The sequence below is a fragment of the Cribrihabitans neustonicus genome (assembly GCF_048820895.1).
Lineage (GTDB): Bacteria > Pseudomonadota > Alphaproteobacteria > Rhodobacterales > Rhodobacteraceae > Cribrihabitans_A > Cribrihabitans_A neustonicus.
This window is the reverse complement of record NZ_JBMERQ010000001.1, coordinates 327,857-351,726: the sequence shown is the minus strand read 5'-3', so window position 1 is coordinate 351,726 and position 23,870 is coordinate 327,857. Positions and strand designations below refer to the sequence as shown.

The 23,870-nt window shown below is 66.0% G+C and carries 22 protein-coding genes and 2 tRNA genes; 15 read left to right on the top strand and 9 right to left on the bottom strand.

Features of this window, described 5'->3' with window-relative positions:
* Window positions 1-36: 36 nt before the first annotated feature.
* Window positions 37-447 carry a SufE family protein gene (locus tag ACOHWE_RS01700; RefSeq protein WP_420663652.1) on the bottom strand — a complete coding sequence of 137 codons (411 nt, stop codon included), beginning with the start codon at window positions 445-447 and terminating at the stop codon, window positions 37-39.
* Between the two features lie 146 nt (window positions 448-593).
* On the opposite strand from ACOHWE_RS01700, the gene ACOHWE_RS01695 reads away from it, so the two are divergent.
* Complete coding sequence (locus ACOHWE_RS01695) at window positions 594-1,103, top strand: hypothetical protein (protein WP_420663651.1); 510 nt, start codon at window positions 594-596, stop codon at window positions 1,101-1,103.
* A 164-nt stretch (window positions 1,104-1,267) separates the two neighbouring features.
* Here the strand turns inward: ACOHWE_RS01695 and rnd are convergent, their stop codons facing one another.
* The 3 genes from rnd to purM form a co-directional block, all read right to left on the bottom strand.
* Window positions 1,268-2,425, bottom strand: a complete 1,158-nt coding sequence (gene rnd, locus ACOHWE_RS01690; protein WP_420663650.1) for a ribonuclease D — start codon at window positions 2,423-2,425, stop codon at window positions 1,268-1,270.
* Between the two features lie 491 nt (window positions 2,426-2,916).
* Window positions 2,917-3,513 (bottom strand): phosphoribosylglycinamide formyltransferase, encoded by a 597-nt coding sequence (purN, locus tag ACOHWE_RS01685; protein WP_420663649.1) that lies wholly within the window; start codon window positions 3,511-3,513, stop codon window positions 2,917-2,919.
* Window positions 3,510-4,556, bottom strand: coding sequence for a phosphoribosylformylglycinamidine cyclo-ligase (gene purM, locus ACOHWE_RS01680; RefSeq protein WP_420663648.1), 1,047 nt, complete (start codon window positions 4,554-4,556; stop codon window positions 3,510-3,512). The genes purN and purM overlap by 4 nt, the downstream gene beginning before the upstream one ends.
* 162 nt (window positions 4,557-4,718) lie before the next feature.
* Between purM and ACOHWE_RS01675 the strand changes: the two genes are divergently transcribed.
* Window positions 4,719-4,794 (top strand) — tRNA-Ile (locus tag ACOHWE_RS01675).
* Window positions 4,795-4,897: 103 nt separating this feature from the next.
* Here ACOHWE_RS01675 and ACOHWE_RS01670 read toward each other — a convergent pair.
* Window positions 4,898-4,982: transfer RNA gene (locus tag ACOHWE_RS01670), tRNA-Leu, on the bottom strand.
* A 229-nt stretch (window positions 4,983-5,211) separates the two neighbouring features.
* Here ACOHWE_RS01670 and ACOHWE_RS01665 point away from each other — a divergent pair.
* Window positions 5,212-5,715 carry a Hint domain-containing protein gene (locus ACOHWE_RS01665; RefSeq protein ID WP_420663647.1) on the top strand — a complete coding sequence of 168 codons (504 nt, stop codon included), beginning with the start codon at window positions 5,212-5,214 and terminating at the stop codon, window positions 5,713-5,715.
* A gap of 75 nt (window positions 5,716-5,790) precedes the next feature.
* Here the strand turns inward: ACOHWE_RS01665 and ACOHWE_RS01660 are convergent, their stop codons facing one another.
* Together ACOHWE_RS01660 and ACOHWE_RS01655 are read right to left on the bottom strand one after the other, a co-directional pair.
* Complete coding sequence (locus ACOHWE_RS01660) at window positions 5,791-6,774, bottom strand: hypothetical protein (protein WP_420663646.1); 984 nt, start codon at window positions 6,772-6,774, stop codon at window positions 5,791-5,793.
* Window positions 6,775-6,871: 97 nt separating this feature from the next.
* Window positions 6,872-8,527: an NAD(P)H-hydrate dehydratase gene (locus ACOHWE_RS01655; RefSeq protein ID WP_420663645.1), complete on the bottom strand. Its 1,656-nt coding sequence runs from the start codon at window positions 8,525-8,527 to the stop codon at window positions 6,872-6,874.
* Between the two features lie 171 nt (window positions 8,528-8,698).
* On the opposite strand from ACOHWE_RS01655, the gene ACOHWE_RS01650 reads away from it, so the two are divergent.
* From ACOHWE_RS01650 to ACOHWE_RS01640, 3 genes are all read left to right on the top strand, one after another.
* On the top strand, window positions 8,699-9,037 hold the full coding sequence (locus ACOHWE_RS01650) for a P-II family nitrogen regulator (RefSeq protein ID WP_420663644.1): 339 nt from the start codon (window positions 8,699-8,701) through the stop codon (window positions 9,035-9,037).
* 54 nt (window positions 9,038-9,091) lie between these two features.
* Window positions 9,092-10,498: a type I glutamate--ammonia ligase gene (gene glnA / locus ACOHWE_RS01645; protein ID WP_420663643.1), complete on the top strand. Its 1,407-nt coding sequence runs from the start codon at window positions 9,092-9,094 to the stop codon at window positions 10,496-10,498.
* Window positions 10,499-10,716: 218 nt separating this feature from the next.
* Window positions 10,717-10,923 (top strand): cold-shock protein, encoded by a 207-nt coding sequence (locus ACOHWE_RS01640; RefSeq protein WP_420663642.1) that lies wholly within the window; start codon window positions 10,717-10,719, stop codon window positions 10,921-10,923.
* 256 nt (window positions 10,924-11,179) lie between these two features.
* Here the strand turns inward: ACOHWE_RS01640 and ACOHWE_RS01635 are convergent, their stop codons facing one another.
* Window positions 11,180-11,917 carry an NYN domain-containing protein gene (locus ACOHWE_RS01635; protein WP_420663641.1) on the bottom strand — a complete coding sequence of 246 codons (738 nt, stop codon included), beginning with the start codon at window positions 11,915-11,917 and terminating at the stop codon, window positions 11,180-11,182.
* Between the two features lie 212 nt (window positions 11,918-12,129).
* On the opposite strand from ACOHWE_RS01635, the gene ACOHWE_RS01630 reads away from it, so the two are divergent.
* The 3 genes from ACOHWE_RS01630 to ACOHWE_RS01620 all read left to right on the top strand — a co-directional run bounded on the left by ACOHWE_RS01630 (window position 12,130) and on the right by ACOHWE_RS01620 (window position 15,534).
* Window positions 12,130-13,392: an Hsp70 family protein gene (locus ACOHWE_RS01630; protein ID WP_420663640.1), complete on the top strand. Its 1,263-nt coding sequence runs from the start codon at window positions 12,130-12,132 to the stop codon at window positions 13,390-13,392.
* 84 nt (window positions 13,393-13,476) lie between these two features.
* Window positions 13,477-14,295, top strand: a complete 819-nt coding sequence (locus ACOHWE_RS01625; protein WP_420663639.1) for a lytic murein transglycosylase — start codon at window positions 13,477-13,479, stop codon at window positions 14,293-14,295.
* Between the two features lie 291 nt (window positions 14,296-14,586).
* On the top strand, window positions 14,587-15,534 hold the full coding sequence (locus ACOHWE_RS01620) for a hypothetical protein (RefSeq protein ID WP_420663638.1): 948 nt from the start codon (window positions 14,587-14,589) through the stop codon (window positions 15,532-15,534).
* Between the two features lie 26 nt (window positions 15,535-15,560).
* On the opposite strand, the gene ACOHWE_RS01615 is transcribed toward ACOHWE_RS01620, so the two are convergent.
* Window positions 15,561-16,313 carry a heme-dependent oxidative N-demethylase family protein gene (locus ACOHWE_RS01615; protein WP_420663637.1) on the bottom strand — a complete coding sequence of 251 codons (753 nt, stop codon included), beginning with the start codon at window positions 16,311-16,313 and terminating at the stop codon, window positions 15,561-15,563.
* Window positions 16,314-16,471: 158 nt separating this feature from the next.
* Here ACOHWE_RS01615 and dddP point away from each other — a divergent pair, with 158 nt between their 5' ends.
* The 6 genes from dddP to ACOHWE_RS01585 all read left to right on the top strand — a co-directional run bounded on the left by dddP (window position 16,472) and on the right by ACOHWE_RS01585 (window position 23,782).
* Entirely contained in the window at window positions 16,472-17,815 is a 1,344-nt protein-coding gene (gene dddP, locus ACOHWE_RS01610) for a dimethylsulfonioproprionate lyase DddP (protein WP_420663636.1), read from the top strand.
* 151 nt (window positions 17,816-17,966) lie between these two features.
* On the top strand, window positions 17,967-19,190 hold the full coding sequence (locus tag ACOHWE_RS01605) for a bifunctional alpha/beta hydrolase/OsmC family protein (RefSeq protein ID WP_420663635.1): 1,224 nt from the start codon (window positions 17,967-17,969) through the stop codon (window positions 19,188-19,190).
* A 295-nt stretch (window positions 19,191-19,485) separates the two neighbouring features.
* On the top strand, window positions 19,486-20,790 hold the full coding sequence (gene purB / locus ACOHWE_RS01600) for an adenylosuccinate lyase (protein ID WP_420663634.1): 1,305 nt from the start codon (window positions 19,486-19,488) through the stop codon (window positions 20,788-20,790).
* 163 nt (window positions 20,791-20,953) lie between these two features.
* On the top strand, window positions 20,954-21,949 hold the full coding sequence (locus ACOHWE_RS01595; RefSeq protein ID WP_420663633.1) for a phosphotransferase: 996 nt from the start codon (window positions 20,954-20,956) through the stop codon (window positions 21,947-21,949).
* A gap of 116 nt (window positions 21,950-22,065) precedes the next feature.
* On the top strand, window positions 22,066-22,605 hold the full coding sequence (locus ACOHWE_RS01590; protein ID WP_420663632.1) for a tetratricopeptide repeat protein: 540 nt from the start codon (window positions 22,066-22,068) through the stop codon (window positions 22,603-22,605).
* A gap of 76 nt (window positions 22,606-22,681) precedes the next feature.
* Window positions 22,682-23,782 carry a flagellar motor switch protein FliG gene (locus ACOHWE_RS01585; protein ID WP_420663631.1) on the top strand — a complete coding sequence of 367 codons (1,101 nt, stop codon included), beginning with the start codon at window positions 22,682-22,684 and terminating at the stop codon, window positions 23,780-23,782.
* Window positions 23,783-23,870 lie beyond the last annotated feature (88 nt).

Here is a 23,870-nt window from a genome sequence, read left to right as displayed (position 1 = left end):
GGGGAGCGCGAAGGGCCGGCCCCTCGCCTGCCGGCCTCAGGCGTGCGCCATCGCGGTTTCGCGGATCCGGCCGATCATTGCCCGCAACCCGTTCGAGCGCTGCGCCGAGAGATGCTCGTGCAGGCCCAGCCGCCCGAGTTCCGCCTTGGCGTCCACCGCCGCCACTTCCGGCAGGGTGAGCCCGTTGTAGAGCTTGCGCAGCACCGCGATCAGCCCGCGCACGATCAGCGCGTCGCTGTCGCCGTCGAAATGGAACCTCCCGGCCTCGATAGTGGCGTGCAGCCAGACCTGGCTGGCGCAGCCCTCGACCTTGGTGGCGGGGACCTTCAGGGCGTCATCCAGCGGCTCCATCGCCTTGCCCGCTTCGATGACATGGCGGTAGCGGTCTTCCCAGTCCTCAAGGAACTCGAAATCCTCGACAATCTCTTCAAAGGCTTCGGTGGCCATGTCTCGTGTCTTCCCGGGTCGTCTGCACTTCGCTTATTGATGCACCTAAGGCGCGAAGGGGGGCATTTCAACAGCTTTTCAAGTGCCCGGTGATCGGGTAACCACTTGCGGGGACATTTCAAACCGGTGGGGACAGGCGGGAACGTATGATTAGACCGATTGCTTTGACTTTGGCGGCCGCGCTGGTGGCTTCGGGCTGCGGGTTTCGCGACTCGCGGGTCAACCCGGCCAATTGGTTCGGCGGCTCGCAGCCCGCTCCTCAGCTGCAGGACGCCGCAGGCAACCCGCTGATCCCGGTGGAGCGCGAGCGCTCCGGCCTGTTCAGCCGGCCTGACCCGGAGGACAACTCCCAGCTGGTGGCCGAGATCACCGGGCTCAGCGTCGAGCGCACGCCCTCGGGTGCGATCGTCCAGGCCACCGGGCTCGCCAGCCGCCAGGGCGCGCATGACGTCGAGCTGCGCCGGGTGGAGGGCGCTCCGGAGGGCGTTCTGGCCTATGAGTTCCGCGCTGTGATGCCGGAGTGGCAGACCCGCGTGGGTCCGCCCGCCACCCGCACCCTGCGTGCCGCCCGGACGGTCTCGGCCGAGACGCTCGCTGGCATCGGCACAATCCGCGTGACCGCCGCCGCCAACGCCCGCGAGAGCCGCAGGAACTGATCGCGGGCACTTGAGCCGGAAATAGAAAACGCCCGCCAATACGCGGGCGTTTGTTTTCTGCGGGATCGGGTTATCGCCGCACCGAGCGCTGGAGAAGGCCGAAGACCGGGGCGCCCCCCGCGTGCCGCCGACGCGCGGCTACGCTGGGAGCAATCGGAAAAAGTTCAGAGCTCCACCACTTTCACCGCCTGGCCCTTCGCAGCCAGCCCGATCTGCCCCTCGCAGAGGCGCAAGGCGTCGGCGCCAAATACCTCGCGGCGCCAGCCGGTGAGCGCAGGCACGTCGCGCTGGCCCGCGGCAATCGCGTCAAGATCGGCGCTGGGGGCGATAAGCTTGGCCGCCACACCCTCGGCCTCGGTCTTGGCCTTCAGGAGCACCCGCAGGAGATCGGCCAGCGCCGGGTTCACCTGCAGCTTTTCCTTGCTGCGGTCTGGCTGGGGCATCATTTCCGGCGGGCAGCTGACGCCACGGGCGACGGCCTCCAGAATGCCCTCTGCAATGGCGCCCTTGCGGGCCTCGCGCAGCAAAAGACGCGAGCCGCCAAGGTCCGCCGCGGTGCGCGGCTTGGTCGAGGCCAGCTCCACCAGCGCGTCGTCCTTGAACACCCGGTTGCGCGGCACGTTGTTCTTCTGGGCGTATTCCTCGCGGAAGGCCGCCAGTTCGCGCACCACGGCAAGGAACTTGCCCGAGTTGGTGCGGGTCTTCACCCGGCGCCAGGCTTCCTCGGGACGGATGTCGTAGGTGGCGGGATCGGTCAGCACTTGAAGTTCTTCCGCAACCCAATGCGAGCGCCCGCTTTTCTCCAGCTCGGCAGAGAGGAATTCGTAAATCTGCCGCAGATGGGTCACATCTGCCAGCGCATAGGCCTTCTGTGCCTCGCTCAGCGGGCGGCGCGACCAGTCGGTGAAGCGCGAGCTCTTGTCCAGCCCCTGCCGCGCGATCTTGCGCACCAGCGTCTCGTAGCCCGCCTGCTCGCCAAAGCCGCAGACCATCGCCGCCACTTGGGTATCGAACAGCGGCATCGGAAACACGCCTGCTTCGACCCAGAAGATCTCCAGATCCTGCCGCGCAGCGTGAAAGACCTTCATCACGTCTTGATTGCGGAACAGTTCAAACAGGGGTTCCAGCGAGATGCCCTCAGCCAGCGGATCGACCAGCACGGCATCGGATTCGCCATCGCCGGGATAGGCAAGCTGGACCAGGCAGAGCTTGGAGTAATAGGTGCGCTCGCGCAGAAATTCGGTGTCCACCGTGACATAGGCGTGCTGCGCTGCATCCGCGCAGAAGGCTTCCAGGTCTTTGGTGGTTGTCAGGGTTTTCATCAATAGCGGCTTTGTTCTGGTGAAGAAGTTGATCCCGAGGTGATACGCGGAAGGCGGGGGCAATGCAAACAGGAGGCGCACGCCCCTGCGGGTTTCCCGCAAGTATGGATCAAGCGGCACGGCCGGCGCAGAACGGCGGCACCCAAGCGGGGCGGATTACATTTCAATCCGTGATGAAAATGTCGTCAAACATTCATTTTCGGAATGTGCGGCCTGGGCGTATATTGGCCCTGCATTGTTCCAACGCCTCATGCGGAGACCAGAGCCATGACCGTATCCGACCTGCACAGCCCCTGCCCCGGCCACTCCGGACGCCCCGCATTCCCTAAGCTGGCGGCCCGCCGTAGGAGCTCGACTTTCCGCGCCGTTGCCGCCGGGCTGGCCCTCGTATTGCTCATGGGGGTTCCGGCCCTGATGGCGCCGCCGCCGGCGGACAGCACCGCGGAGACGCCGCTTGAATGGCGCGGCAACTCGGCCGGCCCACGCTGACCTCAGGGCAGCGCCACCAGCCGGCGGTCGCCTTGCGCAAAACGGCGCAGCACCGCCGGGTAGAGCTGGTGCTCCTGCTCCAGCACCCGCGCGGCGAGGGTTTCGGGCGTGTCGCCGGGCAGCACCGGCACCCGCGCCTGCCCCAGCACGGGCCCGTCGTCGAGCCGCGGCGTCACCTCATGCACGGTGCAGCCATGCTCGGTGTCGCCTGCTTCAAGCGCGCGGGCATGGGTGTGCAAACCCTTGTATTTCGGCAAAAGCGAGGGGTGGATGTTCAGCATCCGCCCCTCGAACTGCCCGACGAAACCGGCGGTCAGCACCCGCATGAAGCCCGCAAGGCAGACGATATCGGCCTCCGCCTTCAGGATCGGCTTCACCAGCTCGGCCTCAAACGCGGCACGGTCGCTGCCGTAGGGGCGGTGATCCACCACCGCCGTGGGCACGCCTGCGGCTTCGGCCTTGGCCAGCCCGCCCGCATCGGCACTGTTGGCCAGCACCAGGCACGGCCGCGCCGGGTGATCGCCGGTCATGCTCTCCAGAAGCGACACCATGTTGGAGCCGCCGCCGGAAATCAGGATCGCGACCCGCTTGTGGCTCACAGCAGGCTGCCTGCGTAGCGCATGCCGGTGCCGGCGGTGACGGTGCCGATGCGGCTGACCTTTTCTCCCTCGCCCTCAAGCAGCGCAACCAGCGCCTCAGCACGCTCTGCCTCTACTGCAAGGATCATGCCGATACCACAGTTGAAGGTCTTGAGCATCTCGGCCTCGGAAATGCTGCCGGTCTCCGCCATCCAGCGGAATACGCCGGGGAGTTCCCAGGTATCCAGATCGATGTCCGCGCCCAGCCCCTCGGGCAGCACCCGCGGCAGGTTCTCGGTCAGGCCGCCGCCGGTGATATGGGCCAGCGCATGCACGCCGCCTGCACGCACCGCAGCAAGGCACTGCTTGACATAAAGCCGGGTCGGAGTCAGCAGCGCTGCCCCGAGCGGGCCTTCGCCGAAGGGGCTGTCGGCTTCCCAGCCAAGGCCCGAGACCTCGACCAGCTTGCGCACCAGAGAATAACCGTTGGAATGCACCCCGTCCGAGGCGAGCCCCAGCAGAACGTCGCCCTCGCGCACGCCCTCGGGCAGCGCGGTGCCGCGCTCCATCGCGCCAACTGCAAACCCCGCAAGGTCGAAGTCGCCCGCCGGGTACATGCCCGGCATCTCCGCGGTCTCGCCGCCGATCAGCGCGCAGCCTGCCCGCACACAGCCCTCGGCGATGCCCTCGATGATGCGCGCGGCGGTGCCGGTCTCCAGCTTGCCGGTGGCGAAATAGTCGAGGAAGAACAAGGGCTCGGCGCCCTGGCAGACCAGGTCGTTGACGCACATGGCGACCAAGTCGATGCCGACGCCATCGACGTGGCCGGTGTCGATCGCGATGCGCAGCTTGGTGCCGACGCCGTCGGTCGCGCCCACCAGGATCGGATCCCTGTAGCCTGCGTCCTTGAGGTCGAACAGCGCCCCGAAACCGCCCAGCCCGCTCATCACACCGGAGCGGTTGGTGCGCTTGGCGGCCGGCTTGATGCGGTCCACCAAAGCGTTGCCCGCATCAATGTCCACACCTGCGTCCGCATAGGTCAGGCCGTTCTTGCCGCTGGTCATCCTCAGACTCCTTCCACAACGTTGCGGCAGGCTTTAGCGCAAGGCAGGCGCGAAGGGAACATGCGATTGCTGCCGCCGCGGCAGCCCTGCTGCGCCGCGGCGATGAGGCGCATTCTTGGCTTGACCTCCGGCGCCGGTTTCTTCTAACCACGGTGCCATGGCGGGCCTGTAGCTCAACGGTTAGAGCAGAGCGCTCATAACGCTTTGGTTGCAGGTTCGAATCCTGCCGGGCCTACCAGCCGCCTCCTCCCCCCGCACCGCCGAAGCAGGCACACGCGCGCCGCGCTTCTGCGCCCGCCGTTTCTTGCGTTTGCCGTTTGCCGGTCCGCTGTCGGGAAAGGTGGTGCGGGTGAAGGGACTTGAACCCCCACGCCTTGCGGCGCCAGAACCTAAATCTGGTGCGTCTACCAATTCCGCCACACCCGCACTGTTCCGCAAGCGCTGGCGCGCCCGCGTGACGCGCTCAATAGCAAAGCCCGGCGGCGGATGCGAGCCTAAAACGCAGCTGCGCGGCACCAGTGCAATCCGGCAACAACCTTCTCACTAAACCGGCTCCTTGCGCGGAATTTCGCCGAAATTTCTGGGAACCGACCCGGGATTCACGGTATTTTAGGCAAAAGCGAAGAAATCTGAGGCATCAAAAGCGAGATCCTAGATGAAATCATTTGCATCCGCGCCCCAGCGCACGCTTCCTTCGCCGCCGCCTTTCCTGCGCCAGTTTCTTGGCGCCCAAAGCGTCAGCCTGCCGGCGGGTACGCTGGTGGAGGGCCGCGCCGGCAGCTGCCCGGTGGAGGATCTGCGCCCCGGCAGCCTGGTTGCAAGCCGCCGCGGGGAGGCCCGGATTGCGGCGGTGCGCTGCCGTCAGGCACTGTTGCAGGCGGTGGAATTCGCGGCCGGTGAAGACAGCGGCGCCCCCGCACTGATTGTGCCCTGGGACCAGAAGCTCCTGATTCACGGACGGCGGGCCCAGGCGCTGTTCGGCCAGCCGCAAGCGGTGGTGCCCGCCTACGAGCTCGCTGATGCCGAGGGCGCGCGCGATTTGGGCTTGCAGATGCTGACGCTCCATATCCTCGAGTTCGACCGCCCGCATGTGATCTATGCCGGCGGAATGGAGCTGGCCGCGGCGCAAGCGAACGACGGGATGCGGCCGGCGGCCTGATGAGGCAAGAGCCGGGGCGCACTGAATAACAGGCTGCGCGTGCGGCGCGGCGGGAAGTATTGGGGTGGCAGCGCCTTACTGGCCTGTATCCCGGTCAAGCAAAGCGCGCAGCTCACCTTCAAACACGGTTTTCTCATTGCGGATCCCAGTCCGGTAATCCCGCAGCGAATCTGCGTATCCCTGCTCCTGGCCAAGAATAGCTTGAATTCTCTGCGTCAGCGCTTCCGGTTCAAAGAAAAGGGCAGTGCCGACCAGCAGACTTTCGGGCAGCGGCACATCTTCGGGAAAATTGGCTGCCCCGGCCTTCCGCACCACAGGAATGCAGCCGCACAGTGCCGCCTCGCGCGGCACCCGGTCCTTGCCTGGATGCGGCCCGAAATCTAAAAAGATCTTGGTATCGGCCAATACCGAAACAACTTTTTCGCGCGCCATGTTCTGCAGCGCTATCACGTTGAACCGCTCCTTCAGGTGGTGGATCAGCGGTTCAGCGCCTGTGGCCTTGTTCGGAAGGTAGGCAATATCATAAGAGCGCGCCGCCAGCGGCTTCGGGTCCGGGATCTCGTCCAGTTCGATATAGTCCGAGAGCATCGATACCGAGGCGGCACCCTGCCCGCGGACAAACTGCGCCGCATATTCCGACTGGCAAAGATGCCGGCAGTCCCGGATCACCCGCTGGGCGTACAGCTGATGCAGCTGGGTGAGGGGAAAATTATCCACGCTCAGCCACCAAAAGTAGACGTTCGGACAGCCGAGCCGCACCAGCGTGTCGGCAAGCTCCGGCCAGATTTCAGGCACCACGAAATGGCTGTCAGCCGGCATTTCCGTGACCTGCCCGACGCCAAATCTCCGGAGCCTGGCATCCACCCTCGGTCCCAAAGGCCGCCCGGCCAGCCGGCGCTTCAGCACATGCCCCAGCTGCAGCTTCCGGGCCACACGGACCGTATCCCCGTCACGTGTCAGCTTTGCCGTCCCCCGCGCCATTTCAGGGAGACCGAGATACATCATCTTGGCATCTCCGCCGAGGTCGTTCATCGTGCGGGCGGCCTGATGCAGCGCCAAGGGCCCGCCAGTGAAGCTGCCAATCGAAATGAAGCAAAACGCCAATTTAATATTCCTTTTCCGGGCAAGGCGCTGATCTGCCGCCCAAAGAAAATTGTCAAGAGACCCCCAGCCTGCGCAGCACCGCGGGGATCTGCTCCGGCAGATCCTCGGCGATCAGGCCGGGGCCGAATTCCAGAGCGCATTCCACATGCAGCCAAGCGGCGGTCTCGGCCGCCTGCATCGGCTTGAGCCCGCGCGCCAGCAGCCCGGCAATGAAGCCCGCCAACACGTCGCCCGCCCCGGCGGTTGCCAGCCAAGGGGCGGAGCGCTCGTAATGCGCGGAGTTGACCGAGCAGCGCCCGTCCGGCGCGGCAATCACCGTGTCCGCCCCCTTGAACAGCACCACGCAACCTGCGCGCTTCGCGGCCTCGCGCGTGGCGTCGACCTTGGAATAGGCGGGGCCTTTGGTGGCGGGCGCCTTCAGTTTCTCCGACAGATCCGGGAACAGCTTGGCAAATTCGCCGCCATGCGGGGTGAGCACGCAGTTTTCGTGCAGCAGCTCGAACAGCGCCTCGGGCTTGAGCTCGAACCGGGTGAGCGCGTCGGCATCCAGCACGGTGGCGCGCTTCTCCTTCAGCACCGCCATCACCAGCGCTTGGGTATCCGCCCCGCGCCCGAGGCCGGGGCCGAGGCAGACCGCGTTGAACCGCTTGTCCTCCAAGAGTTCGCTGACCCCATGCGCGCCGTCGATCTGCCGCAGCATGATGGCGGTCAGATTGGCGGCATTTTCAAACATCGCCGACCGCGGCGAGCCGACGGTGACCAGCCCGGCCCCGATCCGCAGCGCCCCGCGCGCCGCCATCCGCGCCGCCCCGGTTTTGCCCGCGCCGCCGGAGAGGACCAGCGCGTGGCCGTGGGTGTATTTGTGCTGACCGCCACGCTTCCCGATCAGGTGCGGCTCTGTCAGTTTGGCAACGCCGCCCGGTTCAGCGGTTTGGCCTGATTTCAGGCCAATATCCTTTACAACAAGCTTCCCACAGACCGTTGGGCCGTCACCTAGAAAATGTCCGGCCTTGGTGCTGTGGAATGTCACTGTCAATTCGCATGCAGCTGAACCCGCTTCCAACTTTTGCGGAAGGCCGGAAAAATTGTCAGGCCAGAGAATTTGGCCGCTATCGCTGCAAAGCCCGCTCGGAAGATCGACAGAAACAGTTCGCGGAAGCCAATCGGGGCGTTCTTCCGCCGACAGACCCCCACCTGCGTCACGGCAGTCGTGCAAATCAAGCAACAACAGCCCCAAACTCTCAATAGGGCGAGTGAGGCCAGTTCCGAATAACGCGTCGACAATCACATCTGGCTTCAGTAGTGACGGTTCCGCCCTATCGCTCAACTGCGACACCGCACCTTTCGCCAACCACCGCTCACAATTCACCTTCGCATCCGGCGGCAGCTTGTCCGGGTCTCCATACAGAAACACCTCCAGCTCCCAGCCGCGCACCTTCAGCAGCCGCGCCACCACAAAGCCGTCGCCGCCGTTGTTACCCGGCCCGCACAGAACCACCGCAGGGCGCGGCTTTTCATCTTTCTCCAAATACTCCGGGGGTGCGGGGGCCGGCCCCCGCTGATCCGCCAGTTCCGGCCATTCCTCGAAGATAGCCTCGACCACCCCCTGCCCGGCGCGCTCCATCAGCTCCAGCCCGGTCACCTCGCCGGAGTCTATGGCGGCCTGTTCGATGGCCCGCATCTGGGCTGCGGTCAGCAGTTCGGTCATGTCGTGCCCTTCCCCGATTCAATTCTGCGCAGTTTCTGGGCGCTTTGATTATTTTTTAGGCAGCCGCGCCGAAAAACTGGCCGCGGGCGCGGCAACTCCGCCGCTGCGCATTGCTGGCTTCATTTAGAAGTGAAATGACACCTGCAACAAGGTCGTGAGGAGCCCCGCACCATGAAAAAGATCGAAGCCATCATCAAGCCATTCAAACTGGACGAGGTGAAGGAAGCGTTGCAGGACGTCGGCGTTCAGGGTCTCTCGGTCATCGAAGTCAAGGGCTTCGGCCGCCAGAAGGGCCATACCGAACTCTACCGCGGCGCCGAGTACGTCGTTGATTTCCTGCCCAAGGTGAAGGTCGAGGTCGTGCTGGACGACGACCAGGTCGAGCCGGCCATTGAGGCGATCATCGATGCCGCCAAGACCAACAAGATCGGCGACGGCAAAATCTTCGTCTCGCCCGTCGAGCAGGCGATCCGCATCCGCACCGGCGAGACCGGCCCGGACGCGCTGTAAGCCGCTGAGACCGCAAAAAACACGCAAGACAACTTATCAAGAAGGACAGAGGGAATGAGCGCAGACGCAGTTCTCAAGACACTCAAGGACGAGGACGTCGCCTACGTCGACATCCGTTTCACCGATGTGCGCGGCAAGCTGCAGCACGTGACCGTCGATGTCGATCTGGTTGACGAGGATTTCCTGGAAGAGGGCTTCATGTTCGACGGCTCCTCGATCGCGGGCTGGAAGTCGATTGAAAACTCCGACATGAAGCTGATCCCGGACACCGAGTCCGCCTACATCGATCCGTTCTATGCGGAAAAGACCCTGTGCCTGCACTGCTCCATCGTCGAGCCCGACACCGGCGAATCCTACGAGCGCGACCCCCGCGGCACCGCCCAGAAGGCGGAAGCCTACCTGAAGGCCTCCGGCATCGGCGACGCGGCCTACATGGGCCCGGAAGCGGAGTTTTTCCTGTTCGACGACGTGCGCTTCTCGAACTCGATCAACAAGGTCTCCTACGAGGTCGACGCCACCGACGCCTCCTGGAACACCGACACCGAATATGAAATGGGCAACATGGGCCACCGCCCGGGCCTGAAGGGCGGCTACTTCCCGGTGAACCCGACCGACGAAGCGCAGGACCTGCGCTCGGAAATGCTGTCGACCATGAAGCGGCTGGGCATGAAGGTGGACAAGCACCACCACGAGGTCGCCTCCTGCCAGCACGAACTGGGCTTGATCTTCGACACGCTGACCAAGCAGGCCGACGAGCTGCAGAAGTACAAATACGTGATCCACAACGTGGCCCACGCCTACGGCAAAACCGCGACCTTCATGCCGAAGCCGATCTATGGCGACAACGGCACCGGCATGCACGTGAACATGTCGATCTGGAAAGAGGGCAAGCCGCTGTTTGCAGGCGACAAATACGCTGACCTGTCGGACGAGGCACTGTGGTTCATCGGCGGCATCCTGAAGCACGCGAAGACCCTGAACGCGTTCACCAACCCCTCGACCAACTCTTACAAGCGCCTGATCCCGGGCTTCGAGGCGCCGGTTCTGCGCGCCTACTCCGCCCGCAACCGCTCCGGCTGCGTCCGCATCCCGTGGACCGAAAGCCCGAAGGCCAAGCGCGTCGAGGCCCGCTTCCCCGACCCGTCCGCAAACCCTTACCTGGCGTTCGCCGCGCTGCTGATGGCCGGTATCGACGGCATCCGCAACAAGATCGACCCGGGCGAGGCGATGGACAAGAACCTCTACGACCTGCCGGCCGAGGAGCTGGAAGGCATCCCCACTGTCTGCGGCAGCTTGCGCGAAGCGCTGGACGCGCTGGCGGCGGACCACGACTTCCTTCTGCAGGGCGACGTCTTCACCAAGGACCAGATCGACGGCTACATCGCGCTGAAGATGGAAGAGGTGCAGCTGTTCGAGCACACCCCGCACCCGGTCGAATTCGGCATGTACTACAGCTGCTGATCCCGGCCGCAGCAGCAAGTTCACAGGGCGCCCCGCACGGGCGCCCTTTCTTTGCTGCCGGTTGCAGGCCAGCGATTTTCCTTGCCAAACCCGCCGCGCGCAGGCATATGGGCTCTGTATTCTATCTCTCGACTCCTGTTCCTTACGGCTCAGCATTCGACGTTGGGCTACCGGATCGCCGCATCCCGCGGGCGATACAAAGGAAAAGGAACTTCTCCATGGCCACTGGCAAAGTGAAATGGTTCAACGCAACCAAAGGCTTCGGCTTCATCGAGGCGGACGGCCGCTCGAACGACGTGTTCGTGCACATCTCCGCGGTTGAGCGCGCAGGCCTGCGTGACCTGAAGGACGGCCAGGCCGTCACCTTCGAAATCGAAGCCGGCCGCGACGGCCGCGAATCCGCGACAAACCTGGAACTGGCGTAAGCCAGTCCTGCCGGGGCGCCCTAGCGCTCCGGGCGGTATCCGGCACGGGGCGTTTGCGCGCCCCGTGTTTTTTTATGCGCTGGCCGGATATTCTCCCGGCTGGCTTCCCCGCACTGGAAAACGGCGCGCCGGGCCATTCCCGGCGTAACTGCGCCAAACGCCCGATTGCGGCTGACGCCGAGCGCGGAACAAGGCCGCAGCGCTATTGGGGGAGCGGCGCGGCTTGCGGCCGGGCCGGCGGGAAGCCCTCCGCGATTCAGTCCAGGCGGCGCACCAGGAGCTGGTTGCCCTCGCCCTTGCGGGTCTCGAAAATCTTCAGCGAATTGATCAGGTCGCTCAGCTTGCGCTTGCCATAGCTGCGGGTGTCGAAATCCGGCGCCGCCTTGGTGATGTACTGGCCGATCTGGCCCAGCGGATACCATTCGTCCTCCTGGTCGATCGCATCCATCGCGCGGATCACCAGCTTGGCGGGGTCCTTCAGCACCGGCTCGGCAGCGGCCCCGGGCGCATCGGCCTTCGCCGCCTTCGGTTTCGGCTTGCCTGCTTCCTCCACCAGGTTCTCTACATAGATGAACCGCTTGCAGGCTTTCACGAAGGCCGCGGGCGTCTTGCGCATGCCCATGCCGTAGACATCCAGCCCCTGCTCGCGGATGCGGCTGGCTAGACGGGTGAAATCGCTGTCCGAGGAGATCAGCACGAAACCGTCGAAGCGGCCCGAATGCAGGATGTCCATGGCGTCGATCACCAGCGCGATGTCCGACGCGTTTTTGCCGGTTGTATGGGCAAACTGCTGGTGCGGCACGATGGCGAGCGAGGCCAGCTTGTCCTTGTTCCAGCCCTGCGGCCCGCCGCCGGCAAAGTCGCCGTAGATGCGGCGGATGCTGGCCTCGCCGAAGGAGGCAATCTCCTCGAACATCGCCTCGGCGAATTTGGCAGAGATGTTATCGGCGTCGATCAGCACTGCTAGAAGGGGGGATTTCGTGGCTTGGGCCATGGCTGTCACCAGTCCGTTCGTCGCTGGAGGGGAAGGCAGCGCCGGGAGCCGCAAGCCCCCGGTGCCAATGGTAAACCCCGCAGTATGCGAAGCGGGCCGGGCTTGGCAAGACCAACCTGCCGCCAGCGCTGCCGTGCACCGCAGAAGGGCTTGATCCGCCTGCGGCACCGCTGTACGCAGGCCGGCTTCCGCACGTCCCACAGGAGCAGACCATGACCGCCCCCCGCACCCTCGGCATCGATTTCGGCACCTCCAACTCCGCAGCGGGCGTGGCGGTGGCGGGCCGCCCCTGGCTGGTGGAAATGGAGCCGGGGGAGCCCACCCTGCCTACCGCGGTGTTTTTTGCTGAAAGCCCGCGCGCCATGCGCATCGGCCACAGTGCCACCCGCGCGCTGACCGAAGGCGAGGAAGGCCGTTTCATGCGGGCGCTGAAAAGCCTGCTCGGCACATCCCTCCTGCACGAGGAGCGCCGCATCAACGGCGAGCGGCTGAGCTTTGCAAAGATCATCGCACGCTTCCTGGCGGAGCTGAAAGCGCGGGCCGAAACCGCGGCGCACACGGAGTTCACCCATGCACTCTCCGGCCGGCCGGTGCATTTCCACTCTGCCGATGCCGGGCGCGACGCCCGGGCCGAAGCTGACCTGCGCGCCTGCTACCTGGAGGCGGGGTTTCAGGATGTGGCCTTCATGTTTGAGCCCGAAGCGGCACTGCGGGCGGCGGCCCCTGCGGCCGCCACTGGCACCAGCCTGGGCCTGGTGGCCGACATCGGCGGCGGCACCTCGGACTTCACTGCGTTTGAGCAGGACGCCGAGGGCCGCTTCCGCATCCTCGCCTCCCACGGTCTGCCGCTGGGCGGCACTGATTTCGACCGCCAGCTCAGCATTGCGCACGTGATGCCGCTTCTGGGCCGCGGAAGTCAGATCCGCAATACTTTCGGCGGCGGCAGCCTGCCCGCGCCGAACCGCATCTTCAACGATCTCGCCACCTGGCAGATGATCCCCTTTCTCTACAGCCCCGAAAGCCGCCGCGCCGCCCGCGATCTCGCCGCCCATGCGGAGGAGCCGGAGAAGCTCGCGCGGCTGGTCGCTGTGCTGGAGGAGGAGCTGGGCCACGATCTCGCCTTTGCGGTGGAGCGCGGCAAGATTGCCGCCAACCGCGAGGGTGGCGGCGCAGGCGCCATTGCGCTGGGTCTCCTGCAGCGCGGGCTGTCGCGGCCGCTTGACGGCGCGGCACTGCGCGAAACCCTTGCCGAGCAGACCGCCGCGATCCGCGCCTGCGCGCTCGAGACGCTGAAGATGGCGGGGATTTCCGCCGGCGCAGTGGACCGGATCGTGATGGCCGGCGGCTCTTCGCTTTTGCTGCCGCTACAGGCGGAACTGCAGGATCTCTGCGCAACTGCCCGGATTGACACGGAAAACGCGATGACGGCGGTGGCGGACGGGCTGGCCCTGTCGGCTGATGCCGCCTTTGCTTGAGCGCTGGGACCGGATTGCGGCAATTCCCGGTCGACAGCCGCGCCCACCGCGGTAGGGTCGGTGGCAGATGACGAGTCGCTGCACATGAGGTTTCCGATGCGCCGCCTGCTGGCCCCTGCCCTGCTGTCCTGCCTGATCTCCACGCTCGCCGCCGCGCCCGCGCTGGCCGCCGCCTGCGGCAACTCCGCCGCCGGGTTCGACGCCTGGAAGCAGCGCTTCGCGCAGGAGGCACAGCGCGCCGGTGTCGGCGCCCGCGGCCTGCAGGCGCTGGCCGAGGCGCGCTACGCCAGCCGCACCATCTCAGCCGACCGCAACCAGAAGAGCTTCAAGTACTCGCTGGAGAAGTTCATGCAGATCCGCGGCTCCGCCACCATCGTGGCGCAGGGCCGCAAGCACTTGGCGCGCAACCGGGATTTCTTTGCCGCGCTGGAGCGCCGCTTTGGGGTGCCCGCTGGCGTGCTGATCGCCATTCACGGGATGGAGACCGCCTTTGGCAACTTCATGGGCGACAGCCGTGTGGTCTCGGCGATCGTGACACTGACCTATGACTGCCGCCGCTCGGACTTTTTCCGCCCCCATGCGCTCGGCGCGCTGAAGCTGGTGGACCAGGGCGCCCTTACCGGGGCGACGCTGGGCGCCAAGCATGGCGAGCTGGGCCACACACAGTTCCTGCCCGGCAATGCGCTGAAGTACGGCGTCGACTGGGACGGCAACGGCCGGGTGGATTTCTACAACAAGGGCGATGCGCTGGCCTCCACCGCGAATTACCTGCGCCAGAAGGGCTGGCAGCCGGGCAAGGGCTATCAGCCGGGCGAGCCGAACTACCCGGTCCTGAAGGAGTGGAACGCCGCCAGCGTCTACCAGCAGTCCCTTGCGATCATGGGCGCGCAGATCAGCCGGTAAGGCCGGACGGCGCGCGATTCCCGGCAGGGCGGGTGCGGGAACCGGTTCTGGGCAGCAATATGGCCCTGCGCCGCCACGCTTGCGCCCCATTTGCCCCGGCTCCGCCGCAACCGCTCCAGCCAGGATGTTGAAATGGCGCAGCTTTTCTTAAAATTTGATGCAGCCTCGTGGTTCGCACCTCGCTGCCAAGCAGGCGCCGCCCCCCGCCTCACTTTCAGCCATTTCCCCATTTAAGCTTTCGTTAGGAAGACAGCTGAATGGAGGATCCGGACAGTGGCAACAGGTGCAGCAGTGGCAGAAGACATCAAGCAGCCGGGCAGCCAGAGTGGCAGCCGGGTATCCAGCGGCACGGGCAAGCCGGAGGCCGAGTCGGCCGGTGGTGCCACGGGCCGACTGGGGCTGGAAGACGGCGGCAGCGCCACTTTCGTCCAGGCGATCGATGCTGTTGCCAAAGCTCTGGAAGGCGCCGGAATCACTGCGGTGCCCGATGCTGAAGGGGCAGCCCCCGGAATGCGCCTGCTCTGTACGGGCTTCGAAGTGCAGATGCGCCTGCGCAGGCCCGCCCTCACCCCCAGCCGCCAGCAGAGGTCCGACCTGTTGCAGCCCGCAGCGCTGCTCGACCTCTCGGTGCTGCCCGAAAGCGGTACGCCGCAGGCCCGTGAGGACGCTCAGACGGTGCTGGCCGGGCTGCTGCGCCAGCTGGTGCCAGAGCTTGAGGCAACCTCTGTCGAATGGCTCGGAACCGGAGTGCTGCTAACCGGTGAACAGTTTCTCGAGGCCAGCGGTCAGCTTTCTGCGCGGCCCGCCCGGCGCATGCGGCGGCCGTCCCGCGTCCAGCCTGCCCGTGTCCCGCCCAAGCCCGAGTGCGCCTCCGCCCCGCACGCAGCCTCCGGCAACCGGCCGCGCGGCCGCGCCTGTTTCGCGCCGGTGGAACTCGCCGCCCAGCGCATCGATGCGCAATGCGAGCAGGTGCTGCGGCAGCTGCAGGCGGCCAGCCCGGACGCTGGCCCTGACACAGCGGCAAAGCCCGCGCACATCCCGGCGTCTGGCAAGGCCCTGCCGTTTATGCGCCTTTCCACCCTGCTGCCGCGCCTGGGTACCCTGCTGCGCGGCCCCGCCACCGGCTCTGCCCCTGCGGGCCACATGCGCTTTGCAGGCCAGGTGCTGATGCTGGCGTTCCTCGTCTTCTTCGTCGAGACAACCGGCGTGGTACAGGCCGCGCTGCCGCTTCTGCCGTAGGCGCAGCCCGGCTGCGCCTGCTGCCGTCAGCCCGCCGTCGCCGCGGGCAGATCCTGCCGCGCCACCACGGAAGTGTGGATCGAAAACACCACCGCCCGGGTCCGCGGCAGCCGGTGGATCGCCTGCTTCTCGCTGCGCAGATATTGCGCCTGCCCCTCGGGCGGCTGCGCGCGCGGCGCATGCTCGCTGCGCGGCTGGTGCAGCGTGGGGTCGTGATACCAGAGCGCGTTGAACCGCCACAGCGGCCGCCCCGGCTGCACCCCGTCGAACAGCCGCTGCACCCGCGCCGCCAGCCCCGCGTCGTAGCTCTCCACCGGAATGTGAATAGCGGTGAGCGGACGCATGAATTTTTCCGCCAGCGTCCAGCTTGCCGGGAAACACAGCACCGCGCCGGTAAGCACGTGTTCGGCGGCGCCCTCGGGCTTTTGCAGGATGCAGAAATCCTGCTGGGTGATCCGCCCCAGGCTGCCCAGCGGGTCTTCGCGGTCGAGCGTGACCTCAACGCCATCCGCCCGCGTCACCCGCCCTTCCGCCGTCGAGCCGGGATCGACCGCCTCCGCCGCCATCTCCAGCAGTTCCTGCGCCGCCGCCATCGCGTCCGCGTCCAGCCGCAGAACATCGCCGCGTGCGCCGGCCAGCAGCCGCTCGCGTTCGGCCATCTGACCGGCAAAAGCGTCATCAGGCACAAGCCAGATCTCGGGCGCAAGCGGCTGGATTCCTGGCAGCTTCCGAACCTGAAGCGGATCGTAGGGCAGGCGTTTCTGAAGAATCGGCGTCATCCCTCCGGCATAACAGCCGTCCCCGCAAAATCCAGCCCGCCAGATGCATCCGGGCCCGAAAAGCCCGGAAACGACCGCTTGGGGGGTCGCATCCAGCCGCGCAGGCGCCACAACCGCAAGCCAGTCTGGACAGGACTGTGCAGCGAGGGAGGCGTGCCATGAACGAGCATTACCGGGATACCCGCAAGATCGACCCCGCCCGGGGCGCGCGTCTCGGCGACAACACCCCGAACGACAATAACCGGATCGAGATCGGCCCGACCCAGCTGGCCTTCCGCGAATGGGAGGCCGCGGGTCTTGCACTGCCGGACCTGCAGGCAATGCGGCAGTACCGCTGGCAGCGGCTTACCCGCTTCATCAATGACCGGGGTTATGCGGGCCTCCTGCTCTTTGATCCGCTCAACATCCGCTACGCTACCGATTCCACCAACATGCAGCTCTGGAACACCCACAACCCGTTCCGCGCGCTCCTTATCTGCGCCGACGGCTACATGGTGCTCTGGGATTACAAGCAGTCGCCCTTCCTCAGCACCTTCAACCCCTTGGTCCGCGAGCAGCGCGCGGGCGCCGATCTGTTCTACTTCGACCGCGGCGACAAAATCAGCGTGGCCGCCGACACGTTCTCCAACGAGGTGCGCGTGCTGCTGGAGGAGCACAGCGGCACCAACAAACGCCTCGCGGTCGACAAGGTGATGCTGCACGGTCTGCGCGCGCTTGAAGCGCAGGGTTTCGAGATCCACCCGGGCGAGGAGCTGACCGAGAAATGCCGCGCCGTCAAAGGCCCGGACGAGATCCTGGCCATGCGCTGCGCCCACCACGCCTGCGAAACCGCGGTGGCAGCGATGGAGCGGTTTGCGCGCGAAAACATCCCCGGCGGCGGCATCTCCGAAGATGACGTCTGGGCGGTGCTCCATGCCGAGAACATCCGCCGCGGCGGCGAGTGGATCGAGACCCGCCTGCTGGCCTCCGGCCCGCGCACCAACCCCTGGTTCCAGGAGTGCGGCCCCCGCATCATCCAGAACAACGAGATCATCAGCTTCGACACAGATCTGGTCGGCGCCTACGGCATATGCATCGACATCTCGCGCAGCTGGTGGATCGGCGATGCCGCGCCGCGCGCCGACATGGTCTATGCCATGCAGCACGGGCTGGAGCACATCCGCCACAACATGGAGATGCTGCGCCCGGGCGTGAACATCGAGGAGCTGTCGCGCCGGTGCCATCAGCTCGACACGCAGTTCCAGGCGCAGAAGTATGGCTGCATGATGCATGGCGTGGGCTTGTGCGACGAGTGGCCGCTGGTCGCATACCCCGACCGCATGGTCGAGGGCGCCTTCGACTACGACCTGGAGCCGGGCATGGTGCTTTGCGTCGAGGCGCTGGTAAGCCCCGAGGGCGGCGATTTCTCCATAAAGCTCGAGGATCAGGTGCTGATAACCGAGGACGGTTACGAGAACCTCACGCGCTACCCGTTCGATGCGGCCCTGAGCGGCGCGGGCTGAGGCCCGCCGGGGCCTCCAATGGGGGAGGCTCCGGGACATCCTGCGGCGCCTCGCCCGTTTTCACACTCCCGTGACGCTGGCATGGCCTGCCTTGTTCGCGCCCGCCCGCGCCCTCACTCTAGCGGGGAGGACGATAACAAAGGCGACAGTCATGCCCGCAGAACGCATCACCTTTCCCGGCCGCGGCGGCACTTCGCTCGCGGCGCGGCTGGACCTGCCCGAGGGGCCGGTTCTGGCCACGGCACTCTTTGCCCATTGCTTCACCTGCTCCAAGGATATCCCCGCCGCGCGGCGCATTGCCGGGCGGCTGGCGGCGATGGGGATTGCGGTGCTGCGCTTCGATTTCACCGGGCTTGGCCATTCCGAGGGCGAGTTCGAAAACACCTCCTTCACCTCCAACGTCGCCGACCTTGTGGCGGCCGCGCAGTATCTCGCAGGCCGCGGCATGGCGCCTGACCTCCTGATCGGCCATTCGCTTGGCGGCGCGGCGGTGCTGCGCGCACGGGCGGGCATTCCCTCGGTCAAGGCCGTGGTGACGCTGGCTGCGCCTTTTGATCCCGGCCACGTCACGCACCACTTCGAAGCCGCCCTGCCGGAAATCCGCGAAAAGGGCCGCGCCGAGGTCTGTCTCGGCGGACGGCCCTTCACGATTGGCCGCGAGTTTGTCGAGGATATCTCCGCCGCCAACCTGGCAGAGGCGGTTGCCGGGCTCAAGGCGGCACTGCTGGTGCTGCACGCGCCGCGGGATGAGACCGTCGGCATCGACAATGCCGCCGCCATATTCGCGGCCGCCAAACATCCGAAGAGCTTTGTCACCCTCGATGACGCCGACCACCTGATCAGCCGCGCGCGGGATGCCGAATATGCCGCCGAAGTGATTGCCGCCTGGGCCGCGCGATACGTGGAAATGACGCCCCCTGCCCCGCCCCCCGGCGCGCCGGAAGGCATCCTCAGGGTGAGCGAAGCCGATCCCGACGGCTTCCTGCAGGACGTGCAATGGGGCCCTGCGCACCACACCTACGCGGACGAGCCGCTGGCCTATAGCGGCAGCAACCGCGGGATGACGCCTTACGGTTTCATCTCCGCAGGGCTTGGCGCCTGCACCTCGATGACGCTGCGGATGTACGCCCGCCGCAAGGGCTGGCCGCTCGAGGGCATCAGCGTCGATATCAGCCACGACAAGGTGCACGCGCAGGACGCCCAGCCCACGGGGCCTGCCAAGATCGACCAGTTCACCCGGGTGATCCGCCTGCGAGGGGATTTGACTGCCGCCCAGCGCGAAAAACTGCTGGAGATCGCCGGCAAATGCCCGGTGCACCGCACGCTGGAAAGCGGCGCCAAGGTCATCACGGAACTTGACGAAACACAGGACTGAGCCCCGCAGGGCGAACGGCGGGCAACGCCCTCCCCTCAGCGCCAGAACGCGCAGCGGGCCCCTCCCGCGCCCGGCCCCTGCATCGCAGATGCAGCGGCAGCGGCCTTGGGCCGCGCGCCGTGCGCGCACGGCGCCCCGCTCCTGCGGCTGCCGCCGCGGCACTTGTCGGGCCATGGCATCAAGCAGCGGCCCCGGGCAAACTGCCTCACACCGGCTGCCCAGCCTTGCTGTCTGCCGCCGCCTCCTCTAAGACGCGCGGCATCTGCAGCCCAACTTGCAAGAGGTGCCTCCGCCCATGATCCCCCGCTATGCCCGCCCCGAGATGGTCGCCATCTGGTCCCCCGAGACCAAGTTCAAGATCTGGTACGAGATCGAGGCTCATGCCTGCGAGGCGATGGCCAACCTCGGCGTCATTCCGCGCGAAAACGCCGACGCGGTGTGGAAGGCCAAGGACGTGGAATTCGACGTCGCCCGCATCGACGAGATCGAAGCGGTGACCAAGCATGACGTGATCGCCTTCCTCACCCACCTGGCCGAACATGTAGGGAGCGAGGAAGCCCGTTTCGTGCACCAGGGGATGACCTCCTCCGACGTGCTCGACACCTGCCTCAACGTGCAGCTGGTGCGTGCCGCCGACCTGCTGCTTGTTGGCATGGACAAGCTTCTCGACGCGCTCAAGACCCGCGCCATGGAGCACAAGCACACCGTGCGCGTCGGCCGCAGCCACGGCATCCACGCCGAGCCCACCACCATGGGCCTCACCTTTGCCCGCTTCTATGCCGAGATGGACCGCAACAAGCAGCGCCTGATCGCCGCGCGCGAGGAAGTCGCCACCGGCGCGATCTCCGGCGCGGTCGGCACCTTTGCCAACATCGACCCGGCCGTCGAGGAGCACGTCTGCGAGCAGCTCGGCCTGCGTCCCGAGCCGATCTCGACCCAGGTGATCCCGCGCGACCGCCACGCGATGTTCTTTGCCACCCTCGGCGTCATCGCGTCTTCGATCGAGAACATCGCCGTTGAGATTCGCCACATGCAGCGCACCGAAGTGCTGGAAGGCGCCGAGTTCTTCTCGATGGGGCAGAAGGGCTCCTCGGCGATGCCGCACAAGAAGAACCCGGTCCTGACCGAGAACCTCACCGGCCTTGCCCGCCTCGTGCGCATGGCGGTGATCCCGGCGATGGAAAACGTCGCCCTCTGGCACGAGCGCGATATCTCGCATTCCTCGGTCGAGCGCGGCATTGCCCCCGATGCCACCGTGACCCTGGACTTCGCCCTGCACCGGCTGGCGGGCGTCATCTCCAAGATGCTGGTCTTCCCGGAGAACATGCTGGAGAACATGAACAAGTTCCCCGGCCTCGTGATGTCGCAGCGGGTGCTGCTGGCGCTGACCCAGGCCGGTGTCAGCCGCGAGGACGCCTATGCGATGGTGCAGCGCAACGCGCTCAAGGTCTGGGAGGAGCGCGTAGATTTCCGCGAGCTGCTGCTGGCCGATGCAGAAGTTGTGGCGGCGCTCGGCGAAGAGGCGATCAACGAGAAGTTCGACATGGGCTACCACACCAAACATGTCGACACGATCTTCAAGCGGGTCTTCGGCGAATAAGCCTGCCCGCCTCCGCCCGGATCTGCCAGCGCCCCGTTCCCGCGACGGGGCGCTTTTTTGTCGCAATTTTGACCTGCCGGGGGCATATTCCACCTGTTTTCTCAACACCATGGCCAGCACCGGCGCCGGGCCGCCCCCCTTTTTTTGACGACGGATTTGCAGCTTGGGTTTGTTTTCCGAATACGACGACGCCGCCGTGCAGCAAAGGATCGCGGAGTTTCAATCCGCCTGCGATCTGCCTGGCGAGACCGCTCATAACTGCATTCACAAATCCGGCTTTGGCAAGCGGCCGCAGATGGTGTTCAGCGTCGTGCATGAAAATGGCCAGAGCTTTGCCCTGAAATACGACTTGCAGGAAGAGCCCGGCTGGCTGAGCGCCGAGTACGACAAACTGCTGCGGCTGCAGGCGCATTTTGACGGCGATCCTCGGCTGTCGGTGACCGGACCTGTTTATCTCGGCCGCGACGGGACCTTTCATGTGACCCGTTTCGCAGCCGGCCAGACGGCGACGGGCATGTTCAGGCACGCCTCCTCTGCCGCGCAGGCAGCACAGGTCTTCCGCCGCGCCGGCGCCTGGCTGAACAAGCTGCACAACTTGGAGCCAGCAAGCGAGGATCAGTTTCATACCGGCTGGATTTTTGCCGAAATCGACGCCGCTCTGGCGCTGATGCCGGGCGGTGCGGCACGGGACGGCGCGGCTCTGGCGTGTGTTGATGCGCTGGCAGAGCAAGCCGCAGCCCTGCAAGGGTCGACCGCCCTCAGCCTGTTTGCCCATGGTGATTTTCACGGCGGCAACCTTATCTTTGGCAAGGGCACCGCCTGCGGGCTGGACCTGGCCTATGCCCATCGAAAACTGGGCCTGTACGACGTTGTGGACTTCCTGATGCTGGACCTGCGTCGGCCCGTCCCCCCGGGAGAGCTGGGCGCGGGCGGCATTTGCCAGCATCATGTGGAGATGTTCCTGCGCACCTACCGCCATCCGGTGCCGCCGGACTTGCTGGACTTCAGCCTGCGCGCCAAACTGCTGACCGAATGGGCAAAACTGTCCGCCCGCGCGCCGGAGGCAGACACGCGCGCCGGCAGGCGGCTGGCAACCATCCGGGAGCGTATTGCCCGTGCCTTCGGCCGCAGCCGCTCCGGTGCCCCCACACAACATTGATCGCAACCGCACCGCGCCGGGGGGGCCATATCCCGCAATCGTGATGCACTTTCACCGGGCCATCGCGGCGGGCCCTTGCTATCCTGCGCCGGAGTTTACCCTCGCGGAGATGCCCCATGCGCTTTGTCCCCGTCCTGGCCCTCTCTCTGGCCATGACATCCCCCGCCGCTTATGCTGCCAGCGGGAATGACTGGAACCCGCCAAAACCCACGGAGACCACCAGGGTCTGCAAGGGCAAGAAGGTCTGGGACGAAAAGAAGAAGCGCTGCGTGCGGCCGCGCAAGTCCTCGCTGAACCAGCAGCAGCTCCTCGGCGCCGCGCGCGAACTCGCCTATGCGGGCCGGTTCAAGGATGCGCAGGCGGTGCTGTCCGTGATGGCCGATCAGCAGGATTCGCTGGTGCTTACCTACTGGGGATTCACGCACCGCAAACTGGGCAATTCCGGTGAGGCCGCGGCCGCTTACGAACAGGCGCTCCTGCGCGATCCGGATAACCTCCTTGCCCGTTCGTATATGGGCCAGGGCCTTGTGGACCAGGGCAAGTTTGGCGCGGCGCTGCTACAGTGGCGGGAAATCCGGGCGCGCGGCGGCACGGGCAAATGGGCCGAGGTTTCGCTGCGCAGGGCCTTGGAAACAGGCGCTTCTTACGGCTACTGAGCTTCAGGCTTTCTTTACCGCTTCAGCCGTACCCTGAGCCCGGACAAAAGAGAATCTTTTTGGCTAAGGTGCGAGAATGCCTCAAGACAACATGCTGGCGCTGCCATCGGCTTCCCCGGGGATGGATCTGGGTAATTTCGGCGGCGGCGCGCCCGCCAGCGGCGGCGGGGCGGCCGGCCTCAGCGGCAAGGCCAAGGCCGCGATCATCGTGCGGCTATTGCTGAACGAGGGCGCGGATGTCCCGCTGGAAGAGCTGCCGGACGACCTGCAGCTGGAGCTCACCCAGCAGATGGGCAAGATGCGCATCGTCGACCGCGACACGCTGCACGCGGTGGCCAGCGAATTTGCCGAGATGCTGGACAATGTCGGCCTCTCCTTTCCCAACGGCCTGGCCGGCGCGCTCACCGCGATGGAGGGCAAGATCAGCCGCTACACCCACAACCGCCTCCGCAAGGAGGCCGGGGTGCGGCAGTTCGGCGACCCGTGGGAGCGGCTCAAGAAACTCTCCCCCGAGGACCTGGCGGAGCTCGCCCAGGCCGAAAGCACCGAGGTCGCAGCAGTGCTGCTCTCCAAGCTGGATACCAACAAGGCGGCGCAGATGCTGGTGCATCTGCCCGGGCCGGTGGCGCGGCGCATCACCTATGCGGTGAGCCAGACCGCAAATGTGACGCCCGAGACCGTGGACCGCATCGGCCTGTCGCTCGCCGCCCAAGTGGAAGCGCGCCCCGACCTCGCCTTCAACGACTCGCCGGGCCAGCGCATGGGCGCGATCCTGACCGAAGCCGCCGCCGCCAAGCGCGAGGAGGTGCTGACCGCGCTGGACGAGGAGGACGAGGAATTCGCCACGAAGGTCCGCAGGGCGATCTTCACATACGCGCTGATCGGCGATCGGCTGCAGGCGCTGGACGTGCCCAAGCTGATGCGGGTAGTGCCCCAGCCCGATCTGGTGACCGCCATGGCCTATGCCAGCGACGAGGAGGACGTCGCCACCAACGAGTTCCTCCTGAAAAACATGTCGACCCGGATGGCCGCGAATATCCGCGAAGAGGTGGCCGAGCGCGGCAAGGTCAAACGCAGCGACGGCGAGGCCGCGATCAGCCTGATCATCGGCGCCATGCGCGACCTGATTGCCACCGGCGAAATCGAGCTGAAATCCGAGGAGGATGAGGAGGGCTAGGGCTGCCCGCCCCTCCGCCGCTGACCGCCGGCCCGGCCCTGCACGGCGCCGGCCCGCTGGCCCGGGAGCCCGCGCCGCCCCGGAGGCG

What these genes read in the sequence shown, in the direction of transcription:
- glnA (WP_420663643.1), top strand. Translation starts at nt 9,092, where the DNA reads ATGAGCGCAGACGCAGTTCTCAAGACACTCAAGGACGAGGACGTCGCC.
- dddP (WP_420663636.1), top strand. Translation starts at nt 16,472, where the DNA reads ATGAACGAGCATTACCGGGATACCCGCAAGATCGACCCCGCCCGGGGC.
- ACOHWE_RS01615 (WP_420663637.1), bottom strand. Translation starts at nt 16,313, where the DNA reads ATGACGCCGATTCTTCAGAAACGCCTGCCCTACGATCCGCTTCAGGTT.
- ACOHWE_RS01590 (WP_420663632.1), top strand. Translation starts at nt 22,066, where the DNA reads ATGCGCTTTGTCCCCGTCCTGGCCCTCTCTCTGGCCATGACATCCCCC.
- ACOHWE_RS01635 (WP_420663641.1), bottom strand. Translation starts at nt 11,917, where the DNA reads ATGGCCCAAGCCACGAAATCCCCCCTTCTAGCAGTGCTGATCGACGCC.
- ACOHWE_RS01585 (WP_420663631.1), top strand. Translation starts at nt 22,682, where the DNA reads ATGCCTCAAGACAACATGCTGGCGCTGCCATCGGCTTCCCCGGGGATG.
- rnd (WP_420663650.1), bottom strand. Translation starts at nt 2,425, where the DNA reads ATGAAAACCCTGACAACCACCAAAGACCTGGAAGCCTTCTGCGCGGAT.
- ACOHWE_RS01605 (WP_420663635.1), top strand. Translation starts at nt 17,967, where the DNA reads ATGCCCGCAGAACGCATCACCTTTCCCGGCCGCGGCGGCACTTCGCTC.
- ACOHWE_RS01625 (WP_420663639.1), top strand. Translation starts at nt 13,477, where the DNA reads ATGAGGTTTCCGATGCGCCGCCTGCTGGCCCCTGCCCTGCTGTCCTGC.
- ACOHWE_RS01640 (WP_420663642.1), top strand. Translation starts at nt 10,717, where the DNA reads ATGGCCACTGGCAAAGTGAAATGGTTCAACGCAACCAAAGGCTTCGGC.
- purM (WP_420663648.1), bottom strand. Translation starts at nt 4,556, where the DNA reads ATGACCAGCGGCAAGAACGGCCTGACCTATGCGGACGCAGGTGTGGAC.
- purB (WP_420663634.1), top strand. Translation starts at nt 19,486, where the DNA reads ATGATCCCCCGCTATGCCCGCCCCGAGATGGTCGCCATCTGGTCCCCC.
- ACOHWE_RS01655 (WP_420663645.1), bottom strand. Translation starts at nt 8,527, where the DNA reads ATGACCGAACTGCTGACCGCAGCCCAGATGCGGGCCATCGAACAGGCC.
- ACOHWE_RS01650 (WP_420663644.1), top strand. Translation starts at nt 8,699, where the DNA reads ATGAAAAAGATCGAAGCCATCATCAAGCCATTCAAACTGGACGAGGTG.
- ACOHWE_RS01630 (WP_420663640.1), top strand. Translation starts at nt 12,130, where the DNA reads ATGACCGCCCCCCGCACCCTCGGCATCGATTTCGGCACCTCCAACTCC.
- ACOHWE_RS01665 (WP_420663647.1), top strand. Translation starts at nt 5,212, where the DNA reads ATGAAATCATTTGCATCCGCGCCCCAGCGCACGCTTCCTTCGCCGCCG.
- ACOHWE_RS01700 (WP_420663652.1), bottom strand. Translation starts at nt 447, where the DNA reads ATGGCCACCGAAGCCTTTGAAGAGATTGTCGAGGATTTCGAGTTCCTT.
- ACOHWE_RS01695 (WP_420663651.1), top strand. Translation starts at nt 594, where the DNA reads ATGATTAGACCGATTGCTTTGACTTTGGCGGCCGCGCTGGTGGCTTCG.